The sequence below is a fragment of the Amycolatopsis sp. NPDC041971 genome, assembly GCF_055588925.1.
In genome coordinates this window covers 89,658-116,075 of record NZ_JBVJCE010000017.1, presented here as the reverse complement: position 1 = coordinate 116,075, position 26,418 = coordinate 89,658, and the positions used below count along the sequence as shown (strand labels likewise).

Sequence of the window (26,418 nt, the reverse complement as noted above, 5' to 3'; positions counted from 1 at the left end):
GTACGTCCTACGAGATCAGTTTAACCGTACCGCATACGAGAATGTAGAATCCAGCTTCACGGCCGAGTGGAGTGTGGATGGACTTCGAGCGCAGCCTCGAGCTGTTGTGGCGTGATCGCGGCGAAGCCCGGCAGGCGACCAGGGGGCGAAAGCCGAGATTGACCCTCGACCAGGTGATCGCCACCGCCATCGCGCTCGCCGACGGCGCGGGCGAGGCCACCGTCTCGATGAGCCAGATCGCGAAGGAACTCGGCGCGGGCACGATGACGCTCTACACCTACGTCCCCGGCAAGACGGAACTGCTCGACCTCATGGTGGACTCGGTGCTCGCCGAACGAGCCCTCCCCGGCCCGGGTGATCCCCGGCCGGACGGCTGGCGCGAGCAGGTGCGGCTCTACGCCGACCGCACCCTGGCCGTGTTCCGGGCACATCCGTGGCTGCGGTCGACGTCGATGGTGCGGCCGGTGCTCGGCCCCGGGCTGATGGCGGGCCAGGAGTACCTCATCGCGGCGGTGTCGGATATCGGGCTGGCGCCGCGCAAGGCGGCCGCGGCCGCGAACAGCATCGAAATCTACGTGCAGGCCAACGCGACGCTTTTCGCCGAGACCGCGCAGGTCGAGCAGGAGACCGGGCAGTCGACCGACGCCTGGTGGGGGCAGCGGTCGGTGTTCTGGGAGAAGTACTTCGACGTGGAACGGCATCCGGCCATGACGCGGATCTGGGAAAGCGGCGGCTACGACGCGGACACCTGCGAAGCCGCCGACGAGACCTTCGCTTTCGGCCTGGAGCGCCTGCTGGACGGCATCGAAGCCCTCGTCACCCGCTGATCCCTCCCGCATTTCGTCCTCTGAATGCGGTAGTAGGCAACACGAACTACCGCATTCAGAGGACGAAATGCCTCAGGAGACCGTCGGTAGATCGGGTGCCGAGACGTCGAAGACCTTGCCCTCACGCGTGAGTAGCGCGGCGAGGACCTTCGCCTTGCGTTCGGTGTCGGCCGAGGTCCCCCACCGCACGGTCTTCCCGTCGGCCAGCGCGAACTCGACGCTGCCGGGAGTCTTCGCCGTCGCGGTGGTGACCTGCTTGAGCAGCTGCTGCGGGATCACGCCGAGGACGCCGGTGACCGCGCGGGTCACCGGGTCGTCGGCCGACACCGACGGCAGCTTGAGTTCGGGCAGCCCGGCGGGCCGCTCCTTGACGGTTTTGAACACCACTCCCCCGCCGTCGACGAGGTGGATGCCGTCACCGCCGGGTCCGCTGTCGAAGAAGGCGATCGCGGCACGTTCGGTCACGGTGATCTCGATGGTGCTCGGCCACGACCGGGAGACGTCGACGGTGGCGATGCCGGGCATCTGCGCCACGCGGTCGCGGATGTCGTCGGTGTCCAGACGCAGCATCGGTTTCTGGTCCGGCACCGCCGCCGCGGCGCGAATCTGTTCCGCGGGCACGGAATTCGCGCCGACGACGTCGACCTGCCGCACGCCCAGCATCGAGCTGAACCACAGCAGGTAGACCAGCGCGACGACGGTCAGCACCGAAAGCAGCGCGACCCAGCGCCGTCGCATCTCCTTGTGCCTGGCCGGCCGCGTGATGCGGCGGCGGTCGTACCCGGACCGCCTGCCGCGCCGCGCCTTGGCGCGTTGGGCGCGTTGGGTGCGCGGACGCCGACCGGGTTCGGCCGGGCGGCGGCGTTCCCCGGTCTGCGTCATGGCTAGCCCGCCCGCCGGTCCAGTTCGGCCAGGATCTCCGGGCCGAGCTGCGTGACGTCGCCGGCGCCCATGGTCACCAGCAGGTCGCCGGGCTCGGCCAGATCCGCCGCGAGCTTCGCCGCGACGTCGAACGCGGGCTGATAGTGCACGGGGGTACCGGAGATCTGGTCGGCGATGAGCGCGCCGCTCACGCCGGGTTCCGGCTTCTCACGCGCCCCGAAGACGTCCAGCACGACGACCTCGTCGGCCAGGGACAGCGCGGCCGCGAACTCCTTCGAGAACGTCTTCGTACGCGAGTACAGATGCGGTTGGAAGACCACGATGACCCGGCCCGAACCCGCGGCCGTCCGCACCGCGCGCAGCTGCGCGTCGACCTCGGTCGGGTGGTGCGCGTAGTCGTCGTACACGCGGACGTCGCCAGAGCGGCCCTTGAACTCGAACCGCCGCCGGACGCCACCGAACGCGGCGAGCCCTTCGGCGAGTCCTCCGACCGGCGCGCCGAGCTCGATCCCGGCCAGCAGCGCGGCGATGGCATTCAGCGCCATATGCTCACCCGGCACCGCGACCCGCAGGACGATTTCCTCGCCCTGCAAAGAGATCCGGACGACGCCGCCATCGGGGGCGGGCGCGTAGTCCAGCACCTTCACGTCCTCGGCACCGGTGACGGAACGCCCGTAGCGGCGGACGCGGATGCCCTGCGCCGAGGCTCGCGCGCCCAGCTTCTCGGCGCCCTCGTCGTCACCGCAGACGATGAGCAGCCCGCCCGGCACGATCCGGCCGAGGAACTCGGTGAACACCGAGACGTACGCCTCGGCCGTGCCGTGGTGGTCCAGGTGGTCCGGCTCGACGTTGGTCACCACGGCGACCGAAGGCGAGTAGGCCAGGAACGAACCGTCGCTTTCGTCGGCCTCGGCGACGAAGACGCCACCCTCGCCGTGGTGCGCGTTGGCGCCCGACTCGTTGAGGTCGCCGCCGATGGCGAACGACGGGTCGAGCCGGCACTGCTGCAGCGCGACGGTCAGCATCGACGTCGTCGACGTCTTGCCGTGCGTCCCGGCGATGCAGGCGACACGGTTGCCCTCCATCAGCCCGGCCAGCGCCTCCGCGCGGTGCAGCACGGTGATCCCGCGTTCCCGCGCGGCCGCCAGTTCCGGGTTGGACTCCTTGATCGCGGTCGACACGATCACCGAGGACGGGCCCTCGGGGAGGGCGTCGAGATTCTCGGCGCGCTGGCCGACGGCGATCTCGGCGCCCTGGGCACGCAGCGAAAGGAACGCGCGCGACTCCTTGGCGTCGGATCCGGAGACCTGGGCGCCGCGGGCCAGCAGGATCCGCGCGATACCGCTCATCCCGGCGCCGCCGATCCCGATCAGATGGGCACGCCTGAGCGTTTCGGGGAGATTGTCAGGCACCAGCGGCCTCCAGCACGATCTTGGCAAGGGTCTCGTCGGCCTCTCGGTGGCCGAGGCCGACCGCGGCCGCGCTCATCTTCGCGACCCTGTCGGCGTCGGACACCAGCGGGATCACCAGCTCCGCGACTTTGGCGGGGGTGAGGTCGGCGTCGGCGACCATCAGACCGGCACCCGCGTCGACCGCGGGACGGGCGTTGACCGCCTGCTCGCCGTTGCCGTACGGCAGCGGGACGAACACCGCGGGCAGGCCGACGGCCGAAACCTCGGCGACGGTCATCGCGCCCGAGCGGCACAGCACCGCGTCGGCGGCGGCGTAGGCCAGGTCCATGCGTTCCAGGTACGGCACGGGAACATACGCGGGCCTTCCGGGGAACTCCTGGACGACCAGCGTGTTCTTCGGCCCGTGGGCGTGCAGGACGCCGACACCGGCGTCCGCGAACTCCTTGGCGGCGCCGGAAACGGCGCCGTTGATCGACACCGCGCCCTGCGAACCGCCGAAGACCAGCAGTGTCGGGGCGTCGGGGTCGAGCCCGAAGTGCTCACGGGCTTCGGCGCGCAGCGCGGCCCTGTCGAGCGAAGTGATGGAGCGGCGCAGCGGGATGCCGATGACCTCGGCCTTCGCCAGCGGGGTCCCCGGGACGGCGACCGCGACGCGGACGGCGAACCGTGCGCCGACCTTGTTCGCCAGGCCCGGTTTCTCGTTGGCCTCGTGCACCACGATCGGTGTGCGGCCGCGCGCGGCGAGGTACGCCGGAAGCGCGACGTACCCGCCGAAGCCGACGACGACGTCCGCGCCGACCCGATCGAGGACCTCACGGGTGCGCTTGACCGCGTCGCGGACCTTAAGCGGCATCTTCAGCAGTTCGGGCGTCGGCTTGCGCGGCATCGGCACCGGCGGGATCAGCTCCAGCCGGTAGCCCCGCGCGGGGACGAGCTTGTTCTCCAGCCCGCGCTCGGTTCCCAGCGCGATCACCTTCGCGTCGGGACGCAGGCGCATCACCGCGTCCGCGAGGGCGAGCGCAGGTTCGATATGCCCTGCGGTGCCGCCGCCGGCGACCACGACCACCGGCGCCTTGCCGGCGACCTCGGCTGCTGCGTCGGCTCTGACGGGGTTGTTCACCTATGACCTCTCCGATTTGCGGTACCCCGTTTCGCGGTACCGCGGTTCACCGCCGTTCGCGCGGCCGTCCTCCTGCCGGGTTCCCGTACCGAACGGCGCCGTTCCTGAGCGGGCGAAGGCCTCGCCGTCCTCGGCGCGGGCCTCGCCGCCTTGGCGGCGCCTCCCCTGGCCGCGGAGCCCTTGCGTTTGGCGGGCGGGCGGTACGGCTCGGGCGCGGGAAGCCTCAGCAGGCGTCCGAATTTACCTGGCCCCTGCGAGCGCAGTGCGGCCACCGCCTCCGGTTCGTGCCGGGCGGCGTTGGCGAGGATCCCCATGATGAGCATGGTGATCACCAGCGACGTCCCGCCGTAGGAGATCAACGGCAGTGTCACCCCGGTGACCGGCAGCAGGCCGACGACGTAGCCGATGTTGATACCCGCCTGCGCGACCAGGAACACGGTCAGCGTGCCGGACACGATGCGGATCCACGGGTCGAGGTTCCGGGTGGCGATCCGCAGGCCCACGATGGCGACGCCGGCGAACAGCCCCAGCACCACCACGCAGCCGATGAAACCGAGTTCCTCGCCGATCAGGGCGAAGATGAAGTCGTTCTGCACGTTCGGCAGGTAGCCCCAGTTGGACTGGCCCTGGCCGAGGCCCTTGCCGAACAGCCCGCCGTCGGCGAGCGCGAGTTTCGCCTGGTTGGCCTGGAAGCCGTCCGCGCTGGTGTCGGGGTCGCCGGAGACGAACGACAGGACCCGCGCGAGCCGGTACGGCTCGATGATGGCCAGCACCAGGACCCCGACGAGACCACCCGCGAGGATGACGCCGAACAGCCGCTTCGGCGCGCCCGCGAACCACAACAGGGCCAGCAGCACCACCGCGAGGGTGATCGTGCCGCCCAGGTCGGGCTGCATCATGACCAGCGCGAACATCAGCAGCGCGATCGGCACGACGGGGACGAGCAGATGCCGCCACTGGTTGATGATGTTGTACTTGATCACCAGGATGTGCGCGCCCCAGAAGGCCAGCGCGACCTTCGCCGCCTCGACCGGCTGGAAGGCGAACCCGCCGAACCGGAACCAGCCCCGCGAGCCGTTGAGTTCGGTTCCGAGCGGAGTCAGCACCAGCACGAGCAGCCCGAGGCAGGCGACGGTCGCCGTCGCCGAAAGCCGCCGGACGCGTTCCAGCGGCACCCGCAGCCCGACCCAGAACACCACCGCGCCGATGCCGACGAACATGATGTGCTTGCTGAACTGGGCGTACACGCCGGTGCCGGTCTTGGGGTTGACCGAAGCGACCGACGAGGCCGACAGCACCATCACGATGCCGATCACGGTCAGCACGCCGGTGAGTGCCAGCACCAGGTGGAACGAGGCGAGCGGCCGCGAAAGCCACGCCGTCAGCGCGGTGCGGAAGGCGACGAACGGGCTTTCCTTGCGTTCACGGCGCTTGCGCGGCGCCGACTCGCGCTTTCTCTCCTCAACCGCCGTCACTGGTCTCCCCCGCACCGTCGCGCAGGACACGGACCGCTCGCGCGAACGCGTCGCCGCGCTCGCCGTAGCTCGAATACATGTCCAACGACGCCGCGGCGGGGGCCAGCAGCACCACGTCTCCAGGGCGCGCCAGGGCGCGGGCCGCCTTCACCGCCGCAGTCATGGTGTCATCGTCACCCGAAGGGAGGCTCTCGACCGGGACATCGGGCGCGTGTCGCGCAACGGCGGCGGCGATCACGGGTGAATCCACGCCGAACAGGACGACTCCCCGCAGCCGCCCGGCGATCGAGCCGACGAGCTCGTCCACGGAAGCGCCTTTGAGCTGGCCACCGGCGATCCAGACGACGTCCAGATGCGCGCGCAGCGATCCGCTCGCCGCGTGCGGGTTGGTCGCCTTGGAATCGTTGATGTACCGGACGCCGTCGATCTCGCCGATCTCCTCGGCGCGATGCGGGGCGGGCCGGTACTCACGCAGGCCCTTGGCGACGTCCTCGCCGGTGACGCCGTACGCGCGGGCCAGCGCGGCCGCGGCGAGGGCGTTCGAGACGTTGTGCGGGCCGGCGGGCCGGACGTCGGCCAGCGTGCCGAGTTCGTCGGCGGTGGTCGCCGGGTCGGCGACGAAGGCACGGTCCACCAGCAGGTCTTCCACGATCCCGAGTTCGCCGGGGCGCGGGGTGTCCATGCCGAAGGCGATACGGCGGGCGTCCGCGGGCGCGTGCTCGTCGGCGAGCCGGGCGGACCACGGCTCGCCGACGTTGTGCACCACGTTCCGGGAGTGAGTGTGGACCCGCCCCTTCGCGGCCGCGTACTCCTCCATCGAGCCGTGCCAGTCGAGGTGGTCTTCGGCCAGGTTCAGCACCACCGACGCGAGCGGGGCCAGCGTGGACGACCAGTGCAGCTGGAAACTCGACAGCTCCACGGCGAGCACCTCGTGCCCGGCCCGCACCGCGTCGAGCACCGCGAAGCCGACGTTCCCGCAGGCCACGGCGTCGACCCCGGCGGAACGCAGGATCGACTCCAGCATCCCGACCGTGGTGGTCTTGCCGTTGGTCCCGGTGATCGCGAGCCACACCGGCGGCTTGTCGCGCAGCCGCCCGACGCGCCACGCCAGCTCGACGTCGCCGATCACCTCGATCCCCGCCTCGGCCGCCGCCACCAGCAACGGCGAAGACGGCTTCCAGCCGGGACTGGTCACGACCAGCTCGACCCCTTCGGGCGGCACAGCGAGACCGGGCACCAACTCGGCGCCGAGGCCTTCGAGTTCCGCCAGCCGTCCGGCGTCGCCGTCGGTGACGGTGATCCGTGCGCCCAGGTCCGCCAGGACGGGGACGATGGATTTGCCGGTGACCCCGGCTCCGGCGACGAGGACGTGACGACCGGCCAGTTCCACCGCTTATCCTCCGAGGCCGAGTTGCTCGCTGTAGAACAGCCCGAGACCGAACATGCAGCAGACGGCCGAGAGCAGCCAGAACCGGATGATGACCGTGGTCTCCGCCCAGCCCGCGAGTTCGAAGTGGTGATGGAACGGGGCCATCCGGAACAGCCGCCGCCTGGTCGTGCGGAACACCGCGATCTGCGCGACCACCGAGATCATCTCGACCATGAACAGGCCGCCGATGACGATGGCGAGCAGTTCGGTGCGGGTGGTCATCGACAGGCCGGCGACGAGGCCACCGAGGGCCAGCGAACCGGTGTCACCCATGAAGATCTTCGCCGGGGCCGCGTTCCACCAGAGGAACCCGACGCAGGCGCCGGTCGCCGCGGCGGCCACCACGGCCAGGTCCAGCGGGTCGCGGACGTCGTAGCAGGCGGCCTGCGGGGTGACCGCGCACGAGAGGCGGGTCTGCCAGAAGGCGATGACGACGTAGGTCGCCAGCACCATCGCCGCGGTGCCACCGGCGAGGCCGTCGAGGCCGTCGGTGAAGTTCACCGCGTTCGACCAGCCCGAGATGACGATGTAGCAGAAGATCACGAAGAACACCGACGGGAAGGTGATCAGCGCGAGGTCCCGCACGTAGGACAGGCTCTCCGAGGCCGGGGTCAGCCCGCGCTCGTCGGCGAACTGCAGGGCCATGATCGCGAAGACGATCGTGACCACCAGCTGGCCGACCAGTTTCGCGGTCTTGTTCAGCCCGAGGTTGCGCTGCTTGCGGATCTTGATGAAGTCGTCGAGGAACCCGACGAGCCCGAGGCCCACGGCCAGGAAGAGGACCAGCAGCCCCGAAGCGGACGGGCCGCCGGTGCCGTTGCCGCCGCTGAGCGAACTGATCAGATGCGCCACGAAATACCCGACGACCATCGCGATGATGATCGCGACACCACCCATCGTCGGGGTACCGCGTTTGGATTTGTGTCCCTGCGGCCCTTCCTCCCGGATCTCCTGGCCGAAGCCCTGCCGGGAGAACACCCGGATCAGATAGGGAGTGAGGAGGATGGAGACCAGCAGGCCCGCCGCGGCCGCGATCAGGATGCTGATCACGCGTCACCACCGTTCGAGCGTTCTTGAGAGGGGGAAGGGGGTACTACAGGGGATTCAGCGATCGGTGCGGGGGCGGCGAGCACGGCTTCGGCCACTCGCCACAGCGCGGCGGCCTTGGAGGCCTTCACCAGCACCACGTCCCCCGCGCGGAGCTGATCATGCAGCAGGGCGATGGCTGCCTCGACGTCGGGTACCAGTACCGACTCCTCGCCCCAGGAACCCTCCTGCTGGGCACCCTGGTGCGTGGCCGCGGCGGCCTGGCCGATGACCACGAGCTTGTCGATGTTGAGCCGGACGACGAGCCTGCCGATGCCGTCGTGCGCCGCGACCGAGTTGTCGCCGAGGTCGCCCATCACGCCGAGCACGGCCCAGGAACGGCGGTTCGCGCTCATCGACGCGAGCGCCTTGAGGGCGGCCCGCATCGACTCGGGACTGGCGTTGAACGAGTCGTTGAGCACCGTGACGCCGTCGGCCCGGGTGGTGACCTCCATGCGGCGGTCCGAACGCCGCTCGAGGCTCGACAGGCGGGCCGCGACCTCCTCGACCGTCGAGCCCATTTCCAGCGCCACGGCGGCCGCGCTGAGCGCGTTGCCGACTTGGTGCTCACCGTAGAGCGGCAGTTTCACCGGCGCTTCGCCGTCCGGGGTGACCAGGCGGAACGACGCGCGCGCTTCCCCGTCGAGGGTGATGTCGACCGCGCGGACCCGCGCGGACTCGCTCTCGCCGACGAACACCACCCGTGCTTTCGTCCGGCTCGCCATCGCCGCGACGTACGGGTCGTCGAGATTCAGGACCGCGACACCGCCGTCCTCCGCGCTCGGCAGCGCCTCGACGAGTTCGCCCTTGCCCTTGGCGATGCCTTCGCGCGAACCGAACTCGCCGACGTGCGCGGTGCCGACGTTGAGCACGACACCGATCCGCGGCGGCGCGATGGCCGCCAGTTCGGCGATGTGGCCGGGTCCGCGGGCGGACAGCTCCAGCACGAGCTGCCGTGTCGTGTCGTCGGCCCGCAGCGCCGTCCACGGGTGGCCCAGCTCGTTGTTGAACGAGCCCGGCGGTGCCACCGTCGGGCCGAGCGGCTCCAGCAGCTGGGCGATGATGTCCTTGGTGGAGGTCTTGCCCGCCGAACCGGTGACCCCGACCACGGTCAGGTGGTCGCCTGCCAGCTTCTGGACCACGTGCCGGGCGAGCTTGGCGAGCGCGGCCAGCACCGCGGCACCCGCCCCGTCCTTGTCCGAGACCAGCGCGAAGGCCCGCTCGTGGGCCACGCCGCCGTCCAACGGCGGCACGATCACGGCAGGGGCGTCGACCTCGCGGGCCGCGAGTACCGCGACGGCGCCGGACTCGACGGCCCGCGCGGCGAAATCATGGCCGTCGACCTTCGCGCCGGGCAGCGCGACGAACAGTCCGCCGGGCGTGATCTCGCGGGTGTCGAATTCGACGCTTCCGGTGACCTCGGCGGTCCCGTCGGTCCGATGCAGCCTGCCGCCGACGATGGCGGCGATCTCGGCCAGGCTGAGCACGATCACTCTGTCTCCAGACGTCTGCGGATGGCGGAGGCCAGCTCTTCCCGGTCGGAGAACGGGTGCACGACCCCCTGGACCTCCTGGCCGGTCTCGTGGCCCTTGCCCGCGATGAGCACGATGTCACCGGGCCGGGCGAGTTCGACCGCGTGGATGATGGCTTCCCGGCGGTCGGCGATCTCGATGATCTCGCCGCCCAGTGCGGGCCCGGCGTTGCGGGCACCGGCCAGCATCGCCGCCCGGATCGCGGCCGGATCCTCCGAACGCGGGTTGTCGTCGGTCACGATCAGCACCTCGCTGCGCCGCACCGCCGCCTCGCCCATCACCGGGCGCTTCGCGGTGTCGCGGTCCCCGCCGCAGCCGAGGACGGTGATGATCCGGCCCTCGGTGCGGGCGCGCAGCGCGTCGAGCCCCTGCGCGACCGCGGCGGGCTTGTGCGCGTAGTCGACGACGGCGGTGAACGGCTGGCCGAGGTACACCCGCTCCATCCGGCCCGGCACCTCGACCGAGGCGAGCCCGGCGACGATGGCTTCGAGCGGGACACCGGCGGTGTCGAGGATCGCGGCCGCGAGCACGGCGTTCGCCACGTTGAACTCACCCGGCAGCGGGATCTTCGCCGACGCGGCGAGTCCGTCGGGGCCGTGGAGGGTGAAGGTCTGCTCCCCCGCCGGGGTGGGGGTCAGGTCGGTGGCGCGCCACAGCGCGTCCGTTCCCGGCTCGGTGGACACGGTCACCGTGTGCGGGGTGAGGAGTGCGTGGCCCCAGGCGCTGTCGACGACGACCACCTCGGCGGTGGAGCGGCCGTCGAACAGCAGCGACTTGGCGGCGAAGTACTCCTCCATGTCCTTGTGGAAGTCCAGGTGGTCCTGGGAGAGGTTGGTGAAGGCGCCCACCGCGAAACGCGTGCCGTTGACCCGGCCCAGCGACAGCGCGTGGCTGGAGACCTCCATCGGGACGTGCGTGACCCCGCGCTCCACCATCACCGCGAGGAGGGCCTGCAGATCCGGCGCCTCGGGGGTGGTGAACCCGCTGGCCAGCCGCTCCCCCGCGATCCGGGTCTCGACCGTGCCGATCAGCCCGGTGGTCAGCCCGGCCGCCTTGAGCCCGGCGTCGACCAGGTACGACGTCGTGGTCTTGCCGGACGTCCCGGTGATACCGAGGACGGAAAGTTCCAGCGACGGCTCGCCGTAGATCCAGGCGGCGATCTCGCCGAGGGCGGCACGCGGGTCCGGGTGCACCAGGATCGGCACGCCGGCGTCGCGGAGCATCGGGCGCTCGGCACCGGCCTCGTCGGTGAGCACGGCGGCCGCGCCGGCGGCGATGGCCTGGCCACTGAAGTCCGCGCCGTGGGCGCGGGCTCCCGGAAGCGCGGCGAAGAGGTCACCGGGGAGGACGTGCTGCGCGCGCAGCGTGCTGCCCGTGACCGTCAACTCGGCCGCGGCCGGATAGTCGTCGCCGCCCACCACGAGCCGGGCGCCCGCCCTGGCGAGCAGCGTGCCCAGCGGCATCGGCTCGATCCTGGCCGGACGAGGGGGTGCGGCGACGGCCTTGACCGGGCTGTCCGGGACCTGGGCAGCCGTCGCGCCGGACCCGCTTTCGACGGCGGGACCGCTGCGGGGATCTGAAGTAGGCACCGACACAGCCAAGGAGGTTACCGGCGCGGCATTCGGGTGACTGAAGCGGTGCGGTGTGTGCACGCGACGATCACGTCCGTGGTAATGGGTTTCGTGAGCTCTCCTTGGCACGCAAGGGCTTCCGACTGTCGCTTGAGGACAGCGAGACTCGACGTGCCCACCTTTCCGCGCGGTGCTCAGCGCGGAAGCCCGTTCACGCACAGCGACGAGCGCGGCTCACGCCCCCGCGCCGGTCACCGACGTCGCGAAAGCCACTTTCGCACCGTTGGACGTCGCGAAAGTGGCTTTCGCGTCGTCGAGTGCCGGGGCCGCTCTGCCGGGGTGTCCGGAGCCGGATCACGCGTGTCCGGAGCCGGATCTCGCGTGTGCCCACCCGGATCTCGCGTGTCTGCGGCCGGATCACCCGCGATGCAGGAGTTCCGCCCTCGAGCACGCGAGTTCCGCCTTCGAGCACGCGAGTTCCGCTTCCGAGCACGCGTGTCACGTCAGGAGAGGACCAGCGGGACCTGAGGCGACGGGCCGTCCGAAAGCGGGATCTGGAATCGCTGCGCCAGGTACGCGGCCACCGAGTGGAACAGCGGCGCGGCCGAGAGTCCTTGCTGCAGGGTAGCGTCCGGGGCGTCGAGCCGGATGCCGACCACGAACCGCGGGTTGTCGGCGGGCAGGATCCCGGCGAAGGTGATGTTGTACAAGTGGTTGCTGTAGGTCTTCGTCTGCGGATCGACCTGCTGGCCGGTGCCCGTCTTACCGGAGATCTGGTAACCCTCAAGCGCCGCCTTCGGCCCGGTGCCGCTCTGCTGCCCGCGACCCTTCTGCGTGACGGCGCGCATCATGTCGCGCACGGTCTTCGCCGCCTGGGGGCTGATGACCTGAACGGTCTTCGGCGCCGATTCGGGAACGAGTGTCCCGTCCGGGTTGATCTTCGCCTTGACCACCCGGGGTTCCACGCGCAGCCCGTCGTTCGCGATGGCCTGATACATCCCGGCCATCTGCACGACCGTCATCGAAAGTCCCTGCCCGATCGGCAGGTTCCCGAAGGTCGTGGCCGACCACTGGTTGCGCGGCGGGACGACGCCCGGGCTCTCGCCCGGGAGGCCGAGACCCGTGCGATGGCCGAGACCGAACTTCTTGAGCAGGTCCGCGTACCGGTCCTCGCCGAGCTTCTGCGCCAGCAACAGGGTTCCGACGTTCGACGACTTCGCGAAGATACCGGTGGTGGTGAACTGCTGCGTGCCGTGGTGCCAGGCGTCCTTGACGACCTTGTCCGCGACCTGCAGCGAACCCGGTACCGCCAGTGTCGACTCCGGCGTGGTGATGCCCGCGTCGATCGCGCCCGCGGCGGTGACGATCTTGTTCACCGAACCGGGTTCGAACGGCGTGGTCACCGCGCGGTTGTTCAGGTTCTCCGTCTCACTGCGCGAAGCCGGATCGTTGAGGTTGACGGTCTTGTCGTTGGCCAGCGCGTAGACCTCGCCGGTCTTCGAGTCCATGATGACCGCTTGGCCGCCCTTGGCCTTCGACTTGGCGACATACTCGCTCAGCTGCCGCTGCAGTTCGTACTGCAGGTCGGTGTCGATCGTGAGCTGCAGGTCCGAACCCGGGACGGCGTTCTGGATGTCCCGTTCGGTGCCGGGGATGACAAGGTTGTCGTTGCCGTTCCGGGTGTTGACGATCTTGCGGCCCGGCGTTCCGGCGAGGTCGTTGTCCCGCGAGGCCTCGAGACCGTAGCCACCGTGCAGGTTGTGTTTGGAGACGTCCTTGTCGTCGGTGCGCCAGTTCGCGTATCCGACGATGTTCGCGCCGATCGAGTCGCCGGGATACTCGCGCTTCGAGCGCTTCTCGACGCTGATCCACGGGTATTCCTTGACGATCGACTCGGCGACCGACGGTTCGATGTCGTGGACCAGGTAGGTGAAGCCGTCCGGCTTATGGAACTTGTCCAGCAGTTCCTGCTCGGTGATCACCCCCGGCAGCTTGGCCGCGATCAGCTTCGCCGCGCCCGCCACCTCGGTCTCGAAGGTATTGCCCTTGGCCGGGTTCTTCGCGGCGAAGTCGGCCCTCGTCTTGTGGAGCCAGTTCAGGCTCACCGCGAGAGTCCGCACCTCGACGCTGAACGCGATCTTCGTCCCGTTGCGGTCCAGGATGGACCCGCGCTGCGCGGGACTTTCGATCACCGACGTCCGCTGCCGTTCCGCCGCCTCGGACAGCGCGCCGGCCTCGAACCACTGCACCTGCACCAGTTTGAGGCCGGCGAGCACCATCACGACGATCAACAGGATCCGGACGCCGGTGAACCGGCTCGGGTTTCCGCCGTTGCCCCGCCGGGCGGTGGCACGGCGGGTCCCGGCGGCGTAGGTCCGCCGCGCGCTGCCCGCCGACCGTGCCCTGGCCTGCGCCGGGCGGCCGGGTGGCATCACTGACCTCCCTGCGCCGGGGCGTTCTCCTGCGGTACCGCGGGCTGGTCTCCCTCGTACGGCGTGCCCTGCTGCGTGCCCTCGGCGGGCGGAGGCGACGTCGAATCGGCCGAGGTGACGGGCGCGTCGGCTTCGGCCTTCTTCGGCTCACCGACCACAGTGGACTGTCCATCCGGGCCGACCACGATATGCGCGGGGTCGCCGCCGGGCACCATGCCCAGTTCCCTGGCCTTGGGTGCCAGCGATGCGGGCGACTCGGCCTTCGCGACCTCGCGCTGCAACCGTTCTTTCGCCTCGGCGAGCCCGGCGTTGGTGGTACGGAGTTGTTCGAGCCGGTACGAATCGGCGATGGCCTGCGTGGTCAGCCACAGCGTGCACGCCACGCCGACGGCCAGCATGCCCATCATCATCAGCACGAACGACGCGCGCGAACGCGGCCAGCGCAGCTTGAGCTTCTTCGGCTCTTCCTTGACCGCGCCGCCTTCGGCGTCGGGGCGGTTGCGTTGCTGGTCTCGCTGCAGCAGGTCGGCGCGCTGGGCGCGGCGGGCGTAGGCGCGTTCGGCCGCCGACGTCCGGCCGCGGGAGGCGCGGGTGGACGTCGTGGTCTCGGTGGCGTCCGCCGTCTCGTCGACCGTGCTGGTCGCGCGGGCACGCCGTCCGGGCGCCGGTGTCCGGCGGCCGCGGGACTTCGCGGGAGCGGTCATCGTGCTCGGTCTCCGATCCGTTCGGCGGCTCGCAGCCGCACGGAGGCGGCCCGTGTGTTCTGTTCGGTCTCCGCCTCGCCGGCCTTCTCAGCCCCTCTGGTGAGCAGTTTCAATTCCGGGCCGTGGCCCGGCAGTTCCACCGGAAGCCCTTCCGGCGTCCGGGATTTCGCCAGTTCCGCGAAGGCTTGCTTGACCAGCCTGTCCTCGAGGGACTGATAGGACTCCACGACGATGCGGCCGCCGACGGCGAGGCAGGACAGTGCTCGCGGCATCGCTCGCCGCAACACCTCCAGTTCGCCGTTGACCTCGATCCGCAACGCCTGGAACGTGCGCTTCGCCGGATGCCCGCCGGTCCGCCTGCTCGCCGCGGGGACCGCGTCGTACAACAGTTCCACCAGCCGCCCGCTGCGCGTGAAGGGTTCCTTCTCTCGTTCCGCCACAACGGCTTTGACGATCCGCTGGGCGAATCGTTCCTCGCCGTAGTCGCGCAGGATCCGGATCAGCTCGCCGGGGGCGTAGGTGTTGAGCACGTCGGCCGCGGTGATCCCGGTGGTCGGGTCCATCCGCATGTCGAGCGGGGAATCCTTGGAGTAGGCGAAACCACGCTCGGCACGGTCCAGCTGCATCGAGGAGACCCCGAGGTCGAACAGGATTCCGTCCACTCTGGACAGTCCGAGCTCTTGCAGCGCGGACGGCATCTCGTCGTAGACGGCGTGCACGAAGTCGACACGATCACCGTGCGGCGCAAGCCGTTTCGCGGACAGTTCCAGCGCGTGGGGGTCACGGTCGAGTGCGACCAGGCGCAGCCCGGGGAACGCGGTGAGCAGCGCGTCGGAGTGACCGCCGAGTCCGACGGTCGCGTCGACCAGCACGGCCTCGCGGTCGGAGAAGACCGGCGCGAACAGTTCGACGATTCGCCTCAGCAGCACCGGAACGTGCTCGTGTTCGTCTGCCATGTCTTCCCCCCTTTCCTGTAGTGCCGGGGAAGATGCCGGATGCCGTCAGGTCCCTGTCCGCCCGCCTGCTGACCTGGTACCGGGGAAGGTGTACCAGGGCCACTGAGCGGACAGAGGCCTCACGGCATCCGTGTGGACGGTTCCCGGCGTGCCCGAAGCGTGAACCCGCGCCCCCCGACGGCGTGGGTGCTTCCTCGGTCACGTCTAGAAGACGCCCGGCAGAACTTCCTCTCGAGCCTTCGCGTAGCTGTCCTCGTGTTCGTCCAGGTAGCCCTGCCACGCTTGGGCGTCCCAGATCTCCAGCCTGGTGATCGCCCCGATCACCACGCACTCCTTGTTCAGCCCGGCATAGCGTCGGAGCTCGGACGCGATCGCGATACGTCCTTGCCCGTCCGGGCGTTGTTCGTCCGTCCCGGCGAAGAGATAACGCTGGTAGGCCCGGACCGCCTCGTTCGTGAACGGGGCGTCGGCGACCTTCCTCGCCATCTGCTCGAACTCGGTCCGGGGAAAGACGAAGAGACAGTGATCCTGTCCCTTGGTGACCATCAGCCCACCGGCGAGCGCGTCGCGGAACTTCGCGGGCAGCGTGAGCCGCCCTTTGTCGTCCAGTTTCGGGGTGTGGGTGCCGAGGAACATCGGCTCCACCTCCCTACCGATCCCGGCTGCGAACAACCGAACTCGGCCACGGGGCTCCCTTCTGCCCCACTGCGCACCACCGTACCCCACTTTTCACCACAGTCAACGCGGCGAAAGCCGCCACCACTCCGTCGTGTCAGACGTTTTCGCTGGTCAGCCAGGTGGGGCCAGGTGGGGGCTTGGTGGGGGACGGTGGCCAAGATCCCCCTGGCCGGGTATCGAAGCAACCTCATCCATGCCTGATGCGTCCGGATATCGGCCGCCGGAACCCTGCTGTGGGGCGAAAGGGGGGCGGAAGTGGGGAATCCGGTGGGGGACGGTCAGGACGGTGGGGACGGTGGGGACACTGTGGAGGGTGACGACGTCGGTTCATCCGATGACATGTCGACAAAGGACATCCCGTCACCCACCTCGGCGGTGACCCGCGTTTGCCGGATCCCAGCGCGCCCAATGTGGCATTGGGGACACCTCACCCTCGCGTGTCGCAGCGGAGAGCCCCGTAGCGACCGGCTCCAGGTCAGCGGTCCGGGTCCAGCAGCGAAGCGAGACGCGCGGCCAGCCGCGGACCGTCCACAGGGGACACAGTGACCCATGCTCGCCCGCCCCGGCCTTCGGTCCGCGCCGCGCAGTACGCGCCGACGTCGGTGTCGAACCAGGTCAGCCCGCCGGCCCGGTGTGCACGGCCGCCACGGTCGCGGGTCCGCACGGTGAACTGGCCCGCGCTGTAGACCGGCCGGGCCTGGATCGCGAGCACCTCGCGCAGCTGGTTGTCCGAGGCCGACGAGCGTCCGCCGTCGCCGAACACCGGATCTTCGAGGTCACCGTCGAAACGCGCCGCGGGCAGGCTGATGCCGTAGCCGGGGCCGGGCCGCAGCTCGGGCAGGACGTCGACGATCGCGGCGAACACCTCGCCGTCGCCGATCCCGGAAAGCGCGATGGTCTGTTCCGGCTGGGTGGCCAGTACGCCGTGCCGTCCGCGCGCGGCCGCGACCGCGCGGAACGGGGTTTCGGCCGTCATGTCGGCCAGAGCCTCGCATTCGACGTAGACCTCGGCGTGAGCGAGCAGGTCCAGCCGCGCTTCCAGGGCGGCGTCGAGCCGGTCCCCGTCATAGAGGCCTCGTTCGGTGAGGTTTTCGTAGACCGCGTCGCGGATCTCGGCGCGTTCCGCTTCCGTGGCGCCGACGCTGCGGACCGACAGCGGCCAGGGCGGGGCCGCGTGCCCCAGGTCGGACCAGAGGACATCGAACGCCGACGCGGAAACGCGGATCAAGACCGCCCCAGCTCCGGTGGCTTTCCGAAGGAGACCTGCGGGGTCAGCGAACGCAGTGAGGCATCGCGGGTGTTCATGACGTCGACGGCCTTGCGCCGGGCCTCTTCGGCCTCCGCGTGCTTGGCCTCCATCTCGTCGGCGAGCGCGGCGAGGAGCGCGAGGTTCCCGCGGGCGGCCGCGCCGCGAATCATCGCGCCCGGGTCGTAGTCCACCGGCGGCGGCATGTCGGCCCGGGCCCGCGCGGCCGCCTCGGCCTGTCCGGCGACGGCCTTCCCGAGCACGGACGAGAGATCCGCGGACCAGGTCAGCCAGCCGGACGCCTTGGCAAGCACGCCTCGGAGCGCGTCGCCCGCTTCCCCGCGCCAGTTCTCTTCGCTGCTGCCGACCAGTCCGGCGAACTCGGACGTCGCGTCGTTCATGCGCCGGGCGAGCGCGTCCCAGGCGGCGCCGATACCGCCCGCCGCCTCGGGGTCGTTGCCCGCTTCGACTTCGGCGGCCAGAGCTTCGTGGCTGTAGGCCTCGTATCGCGTGGCCGCGACCGGGACCTCGCGCCCCGGCGTCTCTCCTTCAAGCACGGCAGTTCTCCTAAGGCAGTTTGGGTTCGGCCAGTCCCGCCACCTTCACCGCGCGCTCGCAGGCGAGCGGGGTGTCGGTGAAGTTCGTGTTGCTCACGTCGATCTGGACGCTCGCCTTCTCCCCCATGCCGAGCAGGACCGCGCAGGTCCCGTCGGCGGCCTTTTTGTCGGCGACCTTGAGCGCGTCCCGGCTGCCGACCTTGATCTTGGCGGCGGTCTTGCGCGCGACCTCCAGGTCCGTCAGGCCGTTCCGCTCGTCCACGGTGATGGTGACGCCGAAGGTCGCGGGCACCGTCCAGTCGCAGGCGCGGGCGCCGTTGATCTCCTTCGCGACGCCGAGCACGTTGATCCCGGCCGTCGACCGGTCCTGCGGGCCGAGCAGCGCGCACGGATCCACACCGCGATCCGGCGCGGGCGCCGAGGACGCCGAGGACGAAGGAGCCGGGCCCGCACCGTCCGCGGCGGCCGGAAGCTTCGCCTGACCCGTGGCCCCTTGCCCGCAGGCGGACACTGTCATGACGGCGAGCGCGCCGCAGAGGGCGAGCCGAGGAAGGCGGGAGCTCATGGGTTCAGCCGCCGACACAGTCCACGTCCGCCGCCGCTTGTTCATCCTGGCGGGTGTAGCGGGCCAGGGCCTTCTCGATCCGGTTCTTGAGCGCCTCGAGTTCCTTGCCGAACGCCGTGAGCGCCTCGACCGCGGAGCCTTCGGCGCCGATCCCGTACTGCGCCATGAACTTGCCGACCTCGTCCGCGTATCCCCCGCCGAGGGGAACCGTGCGGCCGAGGACCTTGGCCTCACGGACCATCTGGCCGACCACGTCCTGCAGGGCGGAGATCTTCACGTGGGCGTCGGCGGCCAACTCCGGCGCGACCGCGAATCCGCTCAAGTCGAACCTGGGTTCGGCGGTGCTCACCTCGCTCATATGCGATTACGCCTCTCCGTAGTCGAGCGACCTCGCACCGGAGCATACGACAAAACCAGGCGTCAGCGGGAGCACCCGAAAACGCGCTCACCTCACCTGATCGAGGTAAAGTCTCTGGTTGCACAGAGTCATCGACTGGGGTTGGCGGGGTTCCCCCCGAGAGTTCGCCCGAGTTTGACACACTTCGTGGGAGGCTGACCGCTGCCCGAGGGACCACTCGGGCGTTGAAAAGCTGCCCTTCAGCAGACCTAGCGGACATCCAGCCACGCGGCATCAGGAGGTCGAGTGACGTCGAGAATCCAGTCTGCGACGCCCGGCGAACAGCAGGGTGAGCAGACAACCGGGCAAGCGCCGTACCCCACGGCCGCCGGCTCGGTCAGCGGCCGGCAGAACGGCCGTGTCGGCGCGGCGGGGGCGGGCCCCCGGCAAGGGGCTGGGGTGAATCCAGCGTCGCTCGACGAACTGCACGAGACCGCGCGGCGGATCGCCGCCAACGTGGAGCGGGTACTGGTCGGCAAACCCGACGTCATCCGCATCGCGCTCGTGACCCTGCTCGCCGAAGGCCACCTCCTCGTCGAGGACGTCCCCGGGGTCGGCAAGACCTCGCTGGCGAAGGCGCTGGCCCGCTCGATCGACTGCACCGTCAGCCGGATCCAGTTCACCCCGGACCTGTTGCCCAGCGACGTCACCGGGGTGTCCATCTACAACCGGCAGACCGGCGGGTTCGAGTTCCGGCCCGGCCCGGTGTTCGCGAACATCGTGGTCGGCGACGAGATCAACCGCGCCTCGCCGAAGACGCAGTCGGCGCTGCTCGAATGCATGGAAGAGCACCAGGTCACCGTCGACACCTCGACGTATTACCTCGAAGAGCCGTTCATGGTGATCGCCACCCAGAACCCCATCGAGATGGAGGGCACCTACGCGCTGCCCGAGGCCCAGCGGGACCGGTTCACCGCGCGGGTGTCCATCGGCTATCCCGACCAGCAGGCCGAACTGGCCATGGTCGACGAGCACGCCGGGCACAACCCGCTGGCCGATCTCGAGCCCGTCTCCGACCGTGAGTCGGTGCAGCGGCTGATCGAGACCGTGCGGTCGGTGCACATGTCGCCGGAGATCCGCCGGTACGCCGTCGAGCTGGTGTCCGCGACCCGTCAGGCGCCGGAGATCCGCCTCGGCGCCTCGCCGCGCGCGACCCTGCAGCTGGTCCGCGCCTCCCGCGCGCAGGCCGCGCTGTCCGGCCGCGAGTTCGTCGTCCCGGACGACCTGCACACGGTCGCGGTCCCGGTGCTGGCGCATCGCATGGTGCTCACCACGGAGGCGCACGCCGCTCGTCGTTCGGCCACCGACGTGGTCCGCGCGATCCTGCACCGCGTTCCCGTCCCGCAGGGCTCGAACCACCGCTGAGAGAGTCCATCCATGCCCCTGCCCTCAGCGGACAAGCCTCGCTCGGCTGATTGGATCTGAGCCATGCTGCGTGCTCTGTCCGGCCTGACCACACGCGGCCGCTGCCTCCTCGCCGCCGGCGTCGCCGCGGCGGTTTGTTCGTTGGTGCTCAACGAACGGGATCTGCTGCGGGTCGCGATGTTCGTCATCGCCCTGCCGCTGCTGGTCGCCTTCTTCATCTCGGCGACCCGGCTGCGGCTGGGCGCGGCTCGTTCGCTGCGCCCGGATCGGGTCTCGGTCGGCTCGCCGGGCGAGGTCCAGCTCGAACTCTGGCGCGACGGCAGGCTCCCGGCCGGCGAGGTGCTGCTCGAAGACGGTGTGCCGTACGCGCTGGGTTCGCGGCCGCGGTTCGTCGTCGAACGGCTTCCCCACGACCGCCGCGTCGCGCTGCGGTATCCGCTTCAGCCGGTGCTGCGCGGGATCCAGCAGGTCGGTCCGCTGCGGGCGACGATCACCGACCCGTTCGGGCTGTGCGAGTTCGAACGTGAGCTGATCGGGCATTCCCGGCTGGTCGTCGTGCCGAAGGTGGCCGGTCTTTGGGGGCTGCCCAGCGGCGCCGGGATCGGTGCCGGCGACGACGGCAGCATCCGCCTGCACGCCGGGCAGGGTGAGGCGGACGTGATCGTCCGGCAGTACCGCCAGGGCGACGACCTGCGGAAGGTCCACTGGCGCTCCACCGCCCGCCGCGACGAAATCATGGTCCGCGTCGAGGAGCGGCCCTGGCGTGGCGGAACGACCGTGCTGCTGGACCACCGCGCGGCCGCGCACCACGGCACCGGACCCGCCGCGAGCCTCGAATGGGCAGTCTCGTTCGCCGCTTCCGTCGGCCTGCACCTGCGCCGCTCCGGTCACCGCGTCCGGCTGATCACCGAACACGGCCAGACCCTGGCCGACACCCCCGGCGAAGGTGGCGAGCACTACGACAACGTCGTGCTCGACGTCCTCGCCGCACTCCAGCCCGCGCACCAGCGTGACATCACCCTCGGCCACGACCCGGCCGAAGGACAGGAACTCATCGCCGTGCTCGGCACCGTCAGCAACGAATCCGTGCACGAGCTGTCCCGGTACCGCCCCCGCGGGATCCGGAGCCTCGCCGTGCTGCTCGACACCCCCGGCTGGTCCTCCGGCGTCAACCGGCCGGAAACCCGCGCCGCCGCCACCGAAGAGTCGGTGGCGCTGCTGCGCGCCGCGGGCTGGGGCGTCGTCGTCGCCGGCCCCGGATCGTCGATGCAGCAGGTGTGGGCCGAACTGTGCCAGACGGCCACCCGCCGGGGCACGCTGATCGGAGGCGGCCTGTGACCGCGACCGCGCCACTCCGCCCGCACACCCCCCGGCCGCGTCCCGAAGCGCCGCCGGTCTGGACGAACAGTGTGCTCGCCCCGGTCGCCGCCGGGCTGGCCACGCTGTTCGCCTCCACCTCGCTCACCGGCGTCATCTCCGGCTGGGCGTGGTTCGGCTACCTGCTGGTCGCCGTCGTGCTGATCGCCTCCACCGGGCTCGCCCTGCGCTCGCTGCGCGCGCCGACCATCGTCGTCGGCCTGGCGCAGCTGCTGGTGCTGCTGTTCCTGATCACCGGGGCGTTCACCACCAGCGGGATCCTGAAGATCATCCCCGGGCCGGACGCGCTCGAAGAGCTGCGCGGCGTGCTCGCCGCGGCGGCCGAGCAGATCCGCGTCGGATTGCCGCCGGTCGAAGGCACGCCGCCGATCCTCTGCCTGATCACCATCGCGATCGGCCTGGTCGCGGTCCTGGTCGACACGTTGGCCGTGGCCGCCGCCGCGCCGGCCGCGACCGGCTTGGTCCTGCTGTGCGTGTACGCGGTCCCGGCCGCGCTGGCCGAGGACATGCTGCCCTGGTGGACGTTCCTGCTGGGCGCGGCCGCGTTCGCCGCGCTGCTCGCCGTGGACGGCAACCACCGGCACCGCCGCTGGCGCAACCGCGAGGCGCCGGGACTGGGCAATTCGGCGAGCACGTTGTCCGCGCCCGTCGGCGTGGTGGCCGCGGCGATCGCGATGGGCCTGGTGATCGGCACGGCCGTCACCGGTATCGGCACGGTCGGCAGTCTTCCCGGCGGGCAGGGCGCGGGCCGCGGCGGCGCGGGCGGATTCGGCGTCGAGCCGTTCACGCAGCTGCGCGGCCTGCTCGACCAGGGCGAGAACGTGGAGCTGTTCAAGGTCTACGGGATGGGCGCGGACAAACGTCTGCTGCGCGCGTTCACCCTCGACACGTACACGCCGAACAAGGGCTGGGGGCTGGCGCAGAACGGCCGCGCCCAGCAGGGTGTGCAGGCCAACAAGGGCCTCCCGCCCGCTCCCGGCGACGACGGCGCCGGCCCCGCGCGGGAGATCCGGATCGAGCCGACGAACTGGGTCGACAACTGGCTGCCGATCTACGGCGCGCCGCGGTCGATCAACGGGCTGGCCGACAACTGGCTCTACGACCCGGTCGGCGGTGCCGTGTTCACCACGACCAAGCAGAACGCGCCCGCCTACACCGAGACGGCGTCGATCAAGGAGCCGTCCAAGGACGAACTCCGGCTCGACGACGCCCGCCTCGCCGAGGTACCGCAGCAGTTCGTGCAGGTCGACCGCGTCGATCCCAGGGTGGCCGCGAAGGCCAAGCAGCTGACGGAAAACGAGTCCAACAGCTTCGACAAGACCCAGGCGATCTGGTCGTTCTTCACCGCGCAGAACGGCTTCGTCTACGACACCAAGACCGCCGACGCCGCCGACTCCGACGCACTCGCCGACTTCGTCCTCAACGGCAAGCGCGGATTCTGCGAGCAGTACGCGTCCGCGATGGCCGTGATGCTGAGGTCGGTCGGTATCCCGTCGCGGGTCGCCATCGGCTTCACTTCCGGGACCCCGAAGGGCGACTACCTCTCGATCAGCTCCGAGGACGCGCACGCGTGGGTCGAGGTCTACTTCCAGACGAAGGGCTGGGTCAGCTTCGACCCGACCCCGCTGCTCGACGGCCGCGCGGTCGTCCCGCCGTACCTGCAGACCGACACGAGCAGCTCCACGACCAACGACACCCAGGAAGTGCCGAGCGCGCCCGCGTCGAGCGCCCCCGCCACCGGCACGCCCCGCGACCCGGGCGCGGACCTCGGCGCGGACGGCAACGGGGACCAGCAGGAGGAAGAGCCGCTGTGGCCCGCGATCCTCGCCGGAATCCTCGGTGGGCTGGCGGCCGCGCTGACCGTGGTCGTGATCGTGCGGTCGCGTCTGCGATACCGGGCGCTGTTGCGCTCGGGAACTTCCCCGCCCCGCGCCCCGGACTCGCCCGAGACCGCCCGCGAGAACGGCGGCTTCCTGGACAACCAGAACGTGACGAACTGGCTGCCGCTGATCACGATCGGCCTGTGGGTGGCGGCGTTCGCGTTCCTGGCGGCCTGGGTGTCGTGGTGGTTCGCGCTGGCGCTCGTGGTCGTCCTCGGCGGGCTCGGCACGCCCACGACGATCCGGGAGATCAAACGGCGGCTGCGGCTGCAGAAGATCGCGTCCCACTCCCCCGCCGCGGCCGACGCGGCGTGGCGGGAACTGATGGACGAATGCGCGGACCGCGGCCTGCCGCTGTCCGACGGCGACACGGTGCGGGTGGCCGGCCGGAAGGTCGTCGAGAAGCACCGCCTGGACGAGGAGGGCCGCTCCGGCCTGCGGACGGTCATCGGCGTCGTGGAGAAGTCCTGGTACTCGGACATGCCGGCGGACGATCAGGAGCTGGGCCCGGCCTTCGACGAGGTGCGCAACAGCCTGAAACGGAACGCGCCCATGTCGTGGAAGGGCCGCCTGTTCCCGCGGTCACTGCGGCGGGCGAAGAAGTAGCCCCTCCGGCGGGAGGGATAGGGCACGGCAGCTGTGACCAGGTCCGGGATGGGGAGTGACCCCCGGCGGGTGACGATGGAGGAATCTGGACACTCACCGTCCCGATTCCTCCATCATCACCCACTCACGAAGCCGACATGACAACGCGAACATGCCGACGAGGCGGTGCCTCGTCGGCATGTTCGCGTTGTGTGAGAGCTACTGCTCCTCGAAGCGCTGGCGGAAGCGCTCTTCCATGCGCTGGGTGAACGAACTCCGGCGCGGGGACGACTGGCCGCCGCCACCTCCGCCGGTTCCCGGGTCACCGCTGTCCTTACCGCCTTCCGGTTCGGCTCCTTGCCGAATCGACGTGACGGCCATCATGACTCCGAAGAACATCACGAGGAACCCGAGCACGCTGATCACCGGGATTTCGGCGACCCGGATATTGACCACCACGCCGAGCACCAACAGTGCGACGCCCACTACGAACAGGGCGATGCCCTGCAAACGCCGTCGGCGGGCGGGGCGGCGCAACCGGGTGCCTCGCACCGTGGATGCGAACTTGGGGTCCTCGGCATAGAGCTCGCGCTCGATCTGATCGAGCAGCCGCTGCTCATGCTCGGAGAGTGGCATCTTTCCTCCTCCGGCACAGCTGTCGCGGGCGCCGGGCCGCGCAACGTCATGGACCCAACAGACAACCCCAGGCGGGGTGTCTCTGTCCAGGATACGAGCCCCGCGCTCGTCCGACTACCCGATCCCGTATCCAGAAGGGATCAAATTGGCCGAAACCACCCGACGCGGCTCTCTCGAAGAGGGCCGAGCGGCCGATGTCACTGGTCACGGGGGGTCAGCAGTGACGCGGGCCGCACCGCACCGTCACCGAACTTAGACCTCACGACGTCGGCGGCGACTTCAGCATCCCGCCATCGGGGTTCCGGTGCGTCGAAAAGCAGCTGCTCTCCATTACTCTCCGTGTCCAATCCCTCGACTCTTACGCCGATCAGGCGGACTGCGCCCGTCGGCGCGTGCTCGGTGAGGAGTTCGACGGCGGTGCGATGGATGTCGCGGGCCACGTCCACTCCTACGGCGGTTGTCCTGGCGCGGGTGATGGTCTTGAAATCCGCGAACCGGACCTTGATCGACACCGTCCGCCCGCGCAGCCCCCGGCGGCGCAGGGTGGCGGCGACGCGTTCGGACAACCGGAGCAGTTCCAGCCCGAGCAACGAGCGGTCGTGGAGGTCGACGTCGAAGGTCACTTCGGCGCCGATCGACTTGTCCGGCGTCTCCGGGACGACCTCGCGCTCGTCGTGGCCGCGCGCGAGCGCGTACAGGTGCTCCCCCAGCGCCCGTCCGAGCGACCGCCTCAGCCTGGGCAGCGGGGCGGCCGCGACGTCGGCGATGGTGTGGAGGCCCTGCTGCCGCAGGTGCTCCTCGGTGCGCTTGCCGACGCCCCACAGCGCCGACACCGGCAGCGGGTGCAGGAACGTGAGCGTCTCGGCCGCGGGGACGACGACCATGCCGTCCGGTTTCGCCATCCCGGACGCCAGTTTGGCGACGAACTTGATCTTCGCGACACCGACCGAGCAGCTGATCCCGAAGTCGGCGGCCACCCGCTCCCGGATCCAGGCGCCGAGGCGGGCGGGTGAGGAGTCCAGCCGTTTGAGCGCCCCGCTGACGTCCAGGAACGCCTCGTCCAGGCTCAGCGGCTCCACCAGCGGCGTCAGCTCGCGGAAGATCCCCATGACGCCCTTCGACACCTCGCCGTAGAGCCCGGGTGTCGGGGTGATGCAGATCAGCCGCGGGCAGAGCCGTTTGGCGGTCGAGAACGGCATGGCCGACCGCACGCCGAACTCTCTCGCCGCGTAGCTCGCGGCCGCGACGACCGACCTCGGACCGCCGCCGGAGACGACCACGGGCTTTCCCGCCAGCTCCGGTCGCGTGCGCAGCTCGCAGGACACGAAGAAGGCGTCCATGTCGACGTGCAGCAGACCGCAGCCGGTGTCGTCGGGCCAGGTGGTGGCCCCGGCCGTCACGCGGTAGCGGGCCATCCCGCCGGGCAGTTCAGCGTTTCCCATGTTTATTTGTCGCGCGCTGCCGGAAACGTTTTGCCAGGGCGCACGTTGTGGATGTCAGCCGCGGTGGTCATGGAGTCGCCCTGCCAAAACGTTTCCGGGGGCCTTCGGCCCGAAAGAGGGCGCGCGACGGTGTAGTCGCCGTCGGGCGCGGGGCGCCCTCCGGCGACCTTGCGGGGACGGTAACCCGGACCACCGACAGTTTCGGCCGCGGCGTGCTAGGAACGGTCCGTTCCTTGCAAATTTCGCAAGGAACGGACCGTTCCT

22 protein-coding genes are annotated in these 26,418 nt (G+C 70.3%); 4 read left to right on the top strand and 18 right to left on the bottom strand.

Features of this window, described 5'->3' with window-relative positions; genetic code table 11:
• Positions 1-77: 77 nt before the first annotated feature.
• Positions 78-827: a TetR/AcrR family transcriptional regulator gene (locus tag ACZ6DT_RS29670; protein ID WP_465601417.1), complete on the top strand. Its 750-nt coding sequence runs from the start codon at positions 78-80 to the stop codon at positions 825-827.
• A gap of 72 nt (positions 828-899) precedes the next feature.
• Here ACZ6DT_RS29670 and ACZ6DT_RS29665 read toward each other — a convergent pair whose 3' ends face one another.
• The 16 genes from ACZ6DT_RS29665 to ACZ6DT_RS29590 form a co-directional block, all read right to left on the bottom strand.
• Positions 900-1,709, bottom strand: a complete 810-nt coding sequence (locus ACZ6DT_RS29665; protein WP_465601415.1) for a cell division protein FtsQ/DivIB — start codon at positions 1,707-1,709, stop codon at positions 900-902.
• Positions 1,710-1,711: 2 nt separating this feature from the next.
• Positions 1,712-3,121, bottom strand: coding sequence for a UDP-N-acetylmuramate--L-alanine ligase (gene murC, locus ACZ6DT_RS29660; protein WP_465601412.1), 1,410 nt, complete (start codon positions 3,119-3,121; stop codon positions 1,712-1,714).
• Positions 3,114-4,241, bottom strand: a complete 1,128-nt coding sequence (murG, locus tag ACZ6DT_RS29655; protein ID WP_465601409.1) for an undecaprenyldiphospho-muramoylpentapeptide beta-N-acetylglucosaminyltransferase — start codon at positions 4,239-4,241, stop codon at positions 3,114-3,116. Before murG ends, murC begins: the two co-directional genes overlap by 8 nt.
• Positions 4,238-5,716 carry a putative lipid II flippase FtsW gene (gene ftsW / locus ACZ6DT_RS29650; RefSeq protein ID WP_465601406.1) on the bottom strand — a complete coding sequence of 493 codons (1,479 nt, stop codon included), beginning with the start codon at positions 5,714-5,716 and terminating at the stop codon, positions 4,238-4,240. The genes murG and ftsW overlap by 4 nt, the downstream gene beginning before the upstream one ends.
• The gene (gene murD / locus ACZ6DT_RS29645) at positions 5,703-7,106 is read right to left on the bottom strand and encodes a UDP-N-acetylmuramoyl-L-alanine--D-glutamate ligase (protein WP_465601404.1); all 1,404 of its coding nucleotides are present in this window, start codon (positions 7,104-7,106) and stop codon (positions 5,703-5,705) included. Before murD ends, ftsW begins: the two co-directional genes overlap by 14 nt.
• Positions 7,107-7,109: 3 nt before the next feature.
• Entirely contained in the window at positions 7,110-8,195 is a 1,086-nt protein-coding gene (gene mraY, locus ACZ6DT_RS29640; protein WP_465601401.1) for a phospho-N-acetylmuramoyl-pentapeptide-transferase, read from the bottom strand.
• The gene (locus tag ACZ6DT_RS29635; RefSeq protein ID WP_465601399.1) at positions 8,192-9,724 is read right to left on the bottom strand and encodes a UDP-N-acetylmuramoyl-tripeptide--D-alanyl-D-alanine ligase; all 1,533 of its coding nucleotides are present in this window, start codon (positions 9,722-9,724) and stop codon (positions 8,192-8,194) included. Before ACZ6DT_RS29635 ends, mraY begins: the two co-directional genes overlap by 4 nt.
• Entirely contained in the window at positions 9,721-11,226 is a 1,506-nt protein-coding gene (locus ACZ6DT_RS29630) for a UDP-N-acetylmuramoyl-L-alanyl-D-glutamate--2,6-diaminopimelate ligase (protein ID WP_465601711.1), read from the bottom strand. The genes ACZ6DT_RS29635 and ACZ6DT_RS29630 overlap by 4 nt, the downstream gene beginning before the upstream one ends.
• A 611-nt stretch (positions 11,227-11,837) precedes the next feature.
• A complete protein-coding gene (locus ACZ6DT_RS29625) occupies positions 11,838-13,766 on the bottom strand; it encodes a peptidoglycan D,D-transpeptidase FtsI family protein (protein WP_465601396.1) in 1,929 nt (642 codons plus the stop codon).
• Positions 13,766-14,470, bottom strand: a complete 705-nt coding sequence (gene ftsL / locus ACZ6DT_RS29620) for a cell division protein FtsL (RefSeq protein WP_465601393.1) — start codon at positions 14,468-14,470, stop codon at positions 13,766-13,768. Before ftsL ends, ACZ6DT_RS29625 begins: the two co-directional genes overlap by 1 nt.
• Positions 14,467-15,426: a 16S rRNA (cytosine(1402)-N(4))-methyltransferase RsmH gene (rsmH, locus tag ACZ6DT_RS29615; protein WP_465601390.1), complete on the bottom strand. Its 960-nt coding sequence runs from the start codon at positions 15,424-15,426 to the stop codon at positions 14,467-14,469. Before rsmH ends, ftsL begins: the two co-directional genes overlap by 4 nt.
• Before the next feature lie 204 nt (positions 15,427-15,630).
• The gene (gene mraZ / locus ACZ6DT_RS29610; RefSeq protein WP_465601387.1) at positions 15,631-16,062 is read right to left on the bottom strand and encodes a division/cell wall cluster transcriptional repressor MraZ; all 432 of its coding nucleotides are present in this window, start codon (positions 16,060-16,062) and stop codon (positions 15,631-15,633) included.
• Between the two features lie 517 nt (positions 16,063-16,579).
• On the bottom strand, positions 16,580-17,332 hold the full coding sequence (locus ACZ6DT_RS29605) for an ESX secretion-associated protein EspG (protein WP_465601384.1): 753 nt from the start codon (positions 17,330-17,332) through the stop codon (positions 16,580-16,582).
• On the bottom strand, positions 17,329-17,907 hold the full coding sequence (locus ACZ6DT_RS29600) for a PPE domain-containing protein (RefSeq protein ID WP_465601382.1): 579 nt from the start codon (positions 17,905-17,907) through the stop codon (positions 17,329-17,331). Before ACZ6DT_RS29600 ends, ACZ6DT_RS29605 begins: the two co-directional genes overlap by 4 nt.
• 10 nt (positions 17,908-17,917) lie before the next feature.
• Positions 17,918-18,472, bottom strand: a complete 555-nt coding sequence (locus ACZ6DT_RS29595) for a DUF3558 family protein (RefSeq protein ID WP_465601381.1) — start codon at positions 18,470-18,472, stop codon at positions 17,918-17,920.
• A 4-nt stretch (positions 18,473-18,476) separates the two neighbouring features.
• Entirely contained in the window at positions 18,477-18,830 is a 354-nt protein-coding gene (locus ACZ6DT_RS29590; RefSeq protein ID WP_465601379.1) for a hypothetical protein, read from the bottom strand.
• 285 nt (positions 18,831-19,115) lie between these two features.
• Here ACZ6DT_RS29590 and ACZ6DT_RS29585 point away from each other — a divergent pair, with 285 nt between their 5' ends.
• The 3 genes from ACZ6DT_RS29585 to ACZ6DT_RS29575 all read left to right on the top strand — a co-directional run bounded on the left by ACZ6DT_RS29585 (position 19,116) and on the right by ACZ6DT_RS29575 (position 24,097).
• Positions 19,116-20,234 carry an AAA family ATPase gene (locus ACZ6DT_RS29585; RefSeq protein WP_465601376.1) on the top strand — a complete coding sequence of 373 codons (1,119 nt, stop codon included), beginning with the start codon at positions 19,116-19,118 and terminating at the stop codon, positions 20,232-20,234.
• A gap of 63 nt (positions 20,235-20,297) precedes the next feature.
• Positions 20,298-21,572 (top strand): DUF58 domain-containing protein, encoded by a 1,275-nt coding sequence (locus tag ACZ6DT_RS29580; protein WP_465601373.1) that lies wholly within the window; start codon positions 20,298-20,300, stop codon positions 21,570-21,572.
• The gene (locus ACZ6DT_RS29575) at positions 21,569-24,097 is read left to right on the top strand and encodes a transglutaminase TgpA family protein (RefSeq protein ID WP_465601371.1); all 2,529 of its coding nucleotides are present in this window, start codon (positions 21,569-21,571) and stop codon (positions 24,095-24,097) included. Before ACZ6DT_RS29580 ends, ACZ6DT_RS29575 begins: the two co-directional genes overlap by 4 nt.
• A gap of 198 nt (positions 24,098-24,295) precedes the next feature.
• Here the strand turns inward: ACZ6DT_RS29575 and ACZ6DT_RS29570 are convergent, their stop codons facing one another.
• Both ACZ6DT_RS29570 and dinB read right to left on the bottom strand, forming a co-directional pair.
• Positions 24,296-24,712: a DUF3040 domain-containing protein gene (locus ACZ6DT_RS29570; RefSeq protein WP_465601368.1), complete on the bottom strand. Its 417-nt coding sequence runs from the start codon at positions 24,710-24,712 to the stop codon at positions 24,296-24,298.
• Between the two features lie 197 nt (positions 24,713-24,909).
• The gene (gene dinB, locus ACZ6DT_RS29565; protein ID WP_465601708.1) at positions 24,910-26,127 is read right to left on the bottom strand and encodes a DNA polymerase IV; all 1,218 of its coding nucleotides are present in this window, start codon (positions 26,125-26,127) and stop codon (positions 24,910-24,912) included.
• Positions 26,128-26,418: the final 291 nt, after the last annotated feature.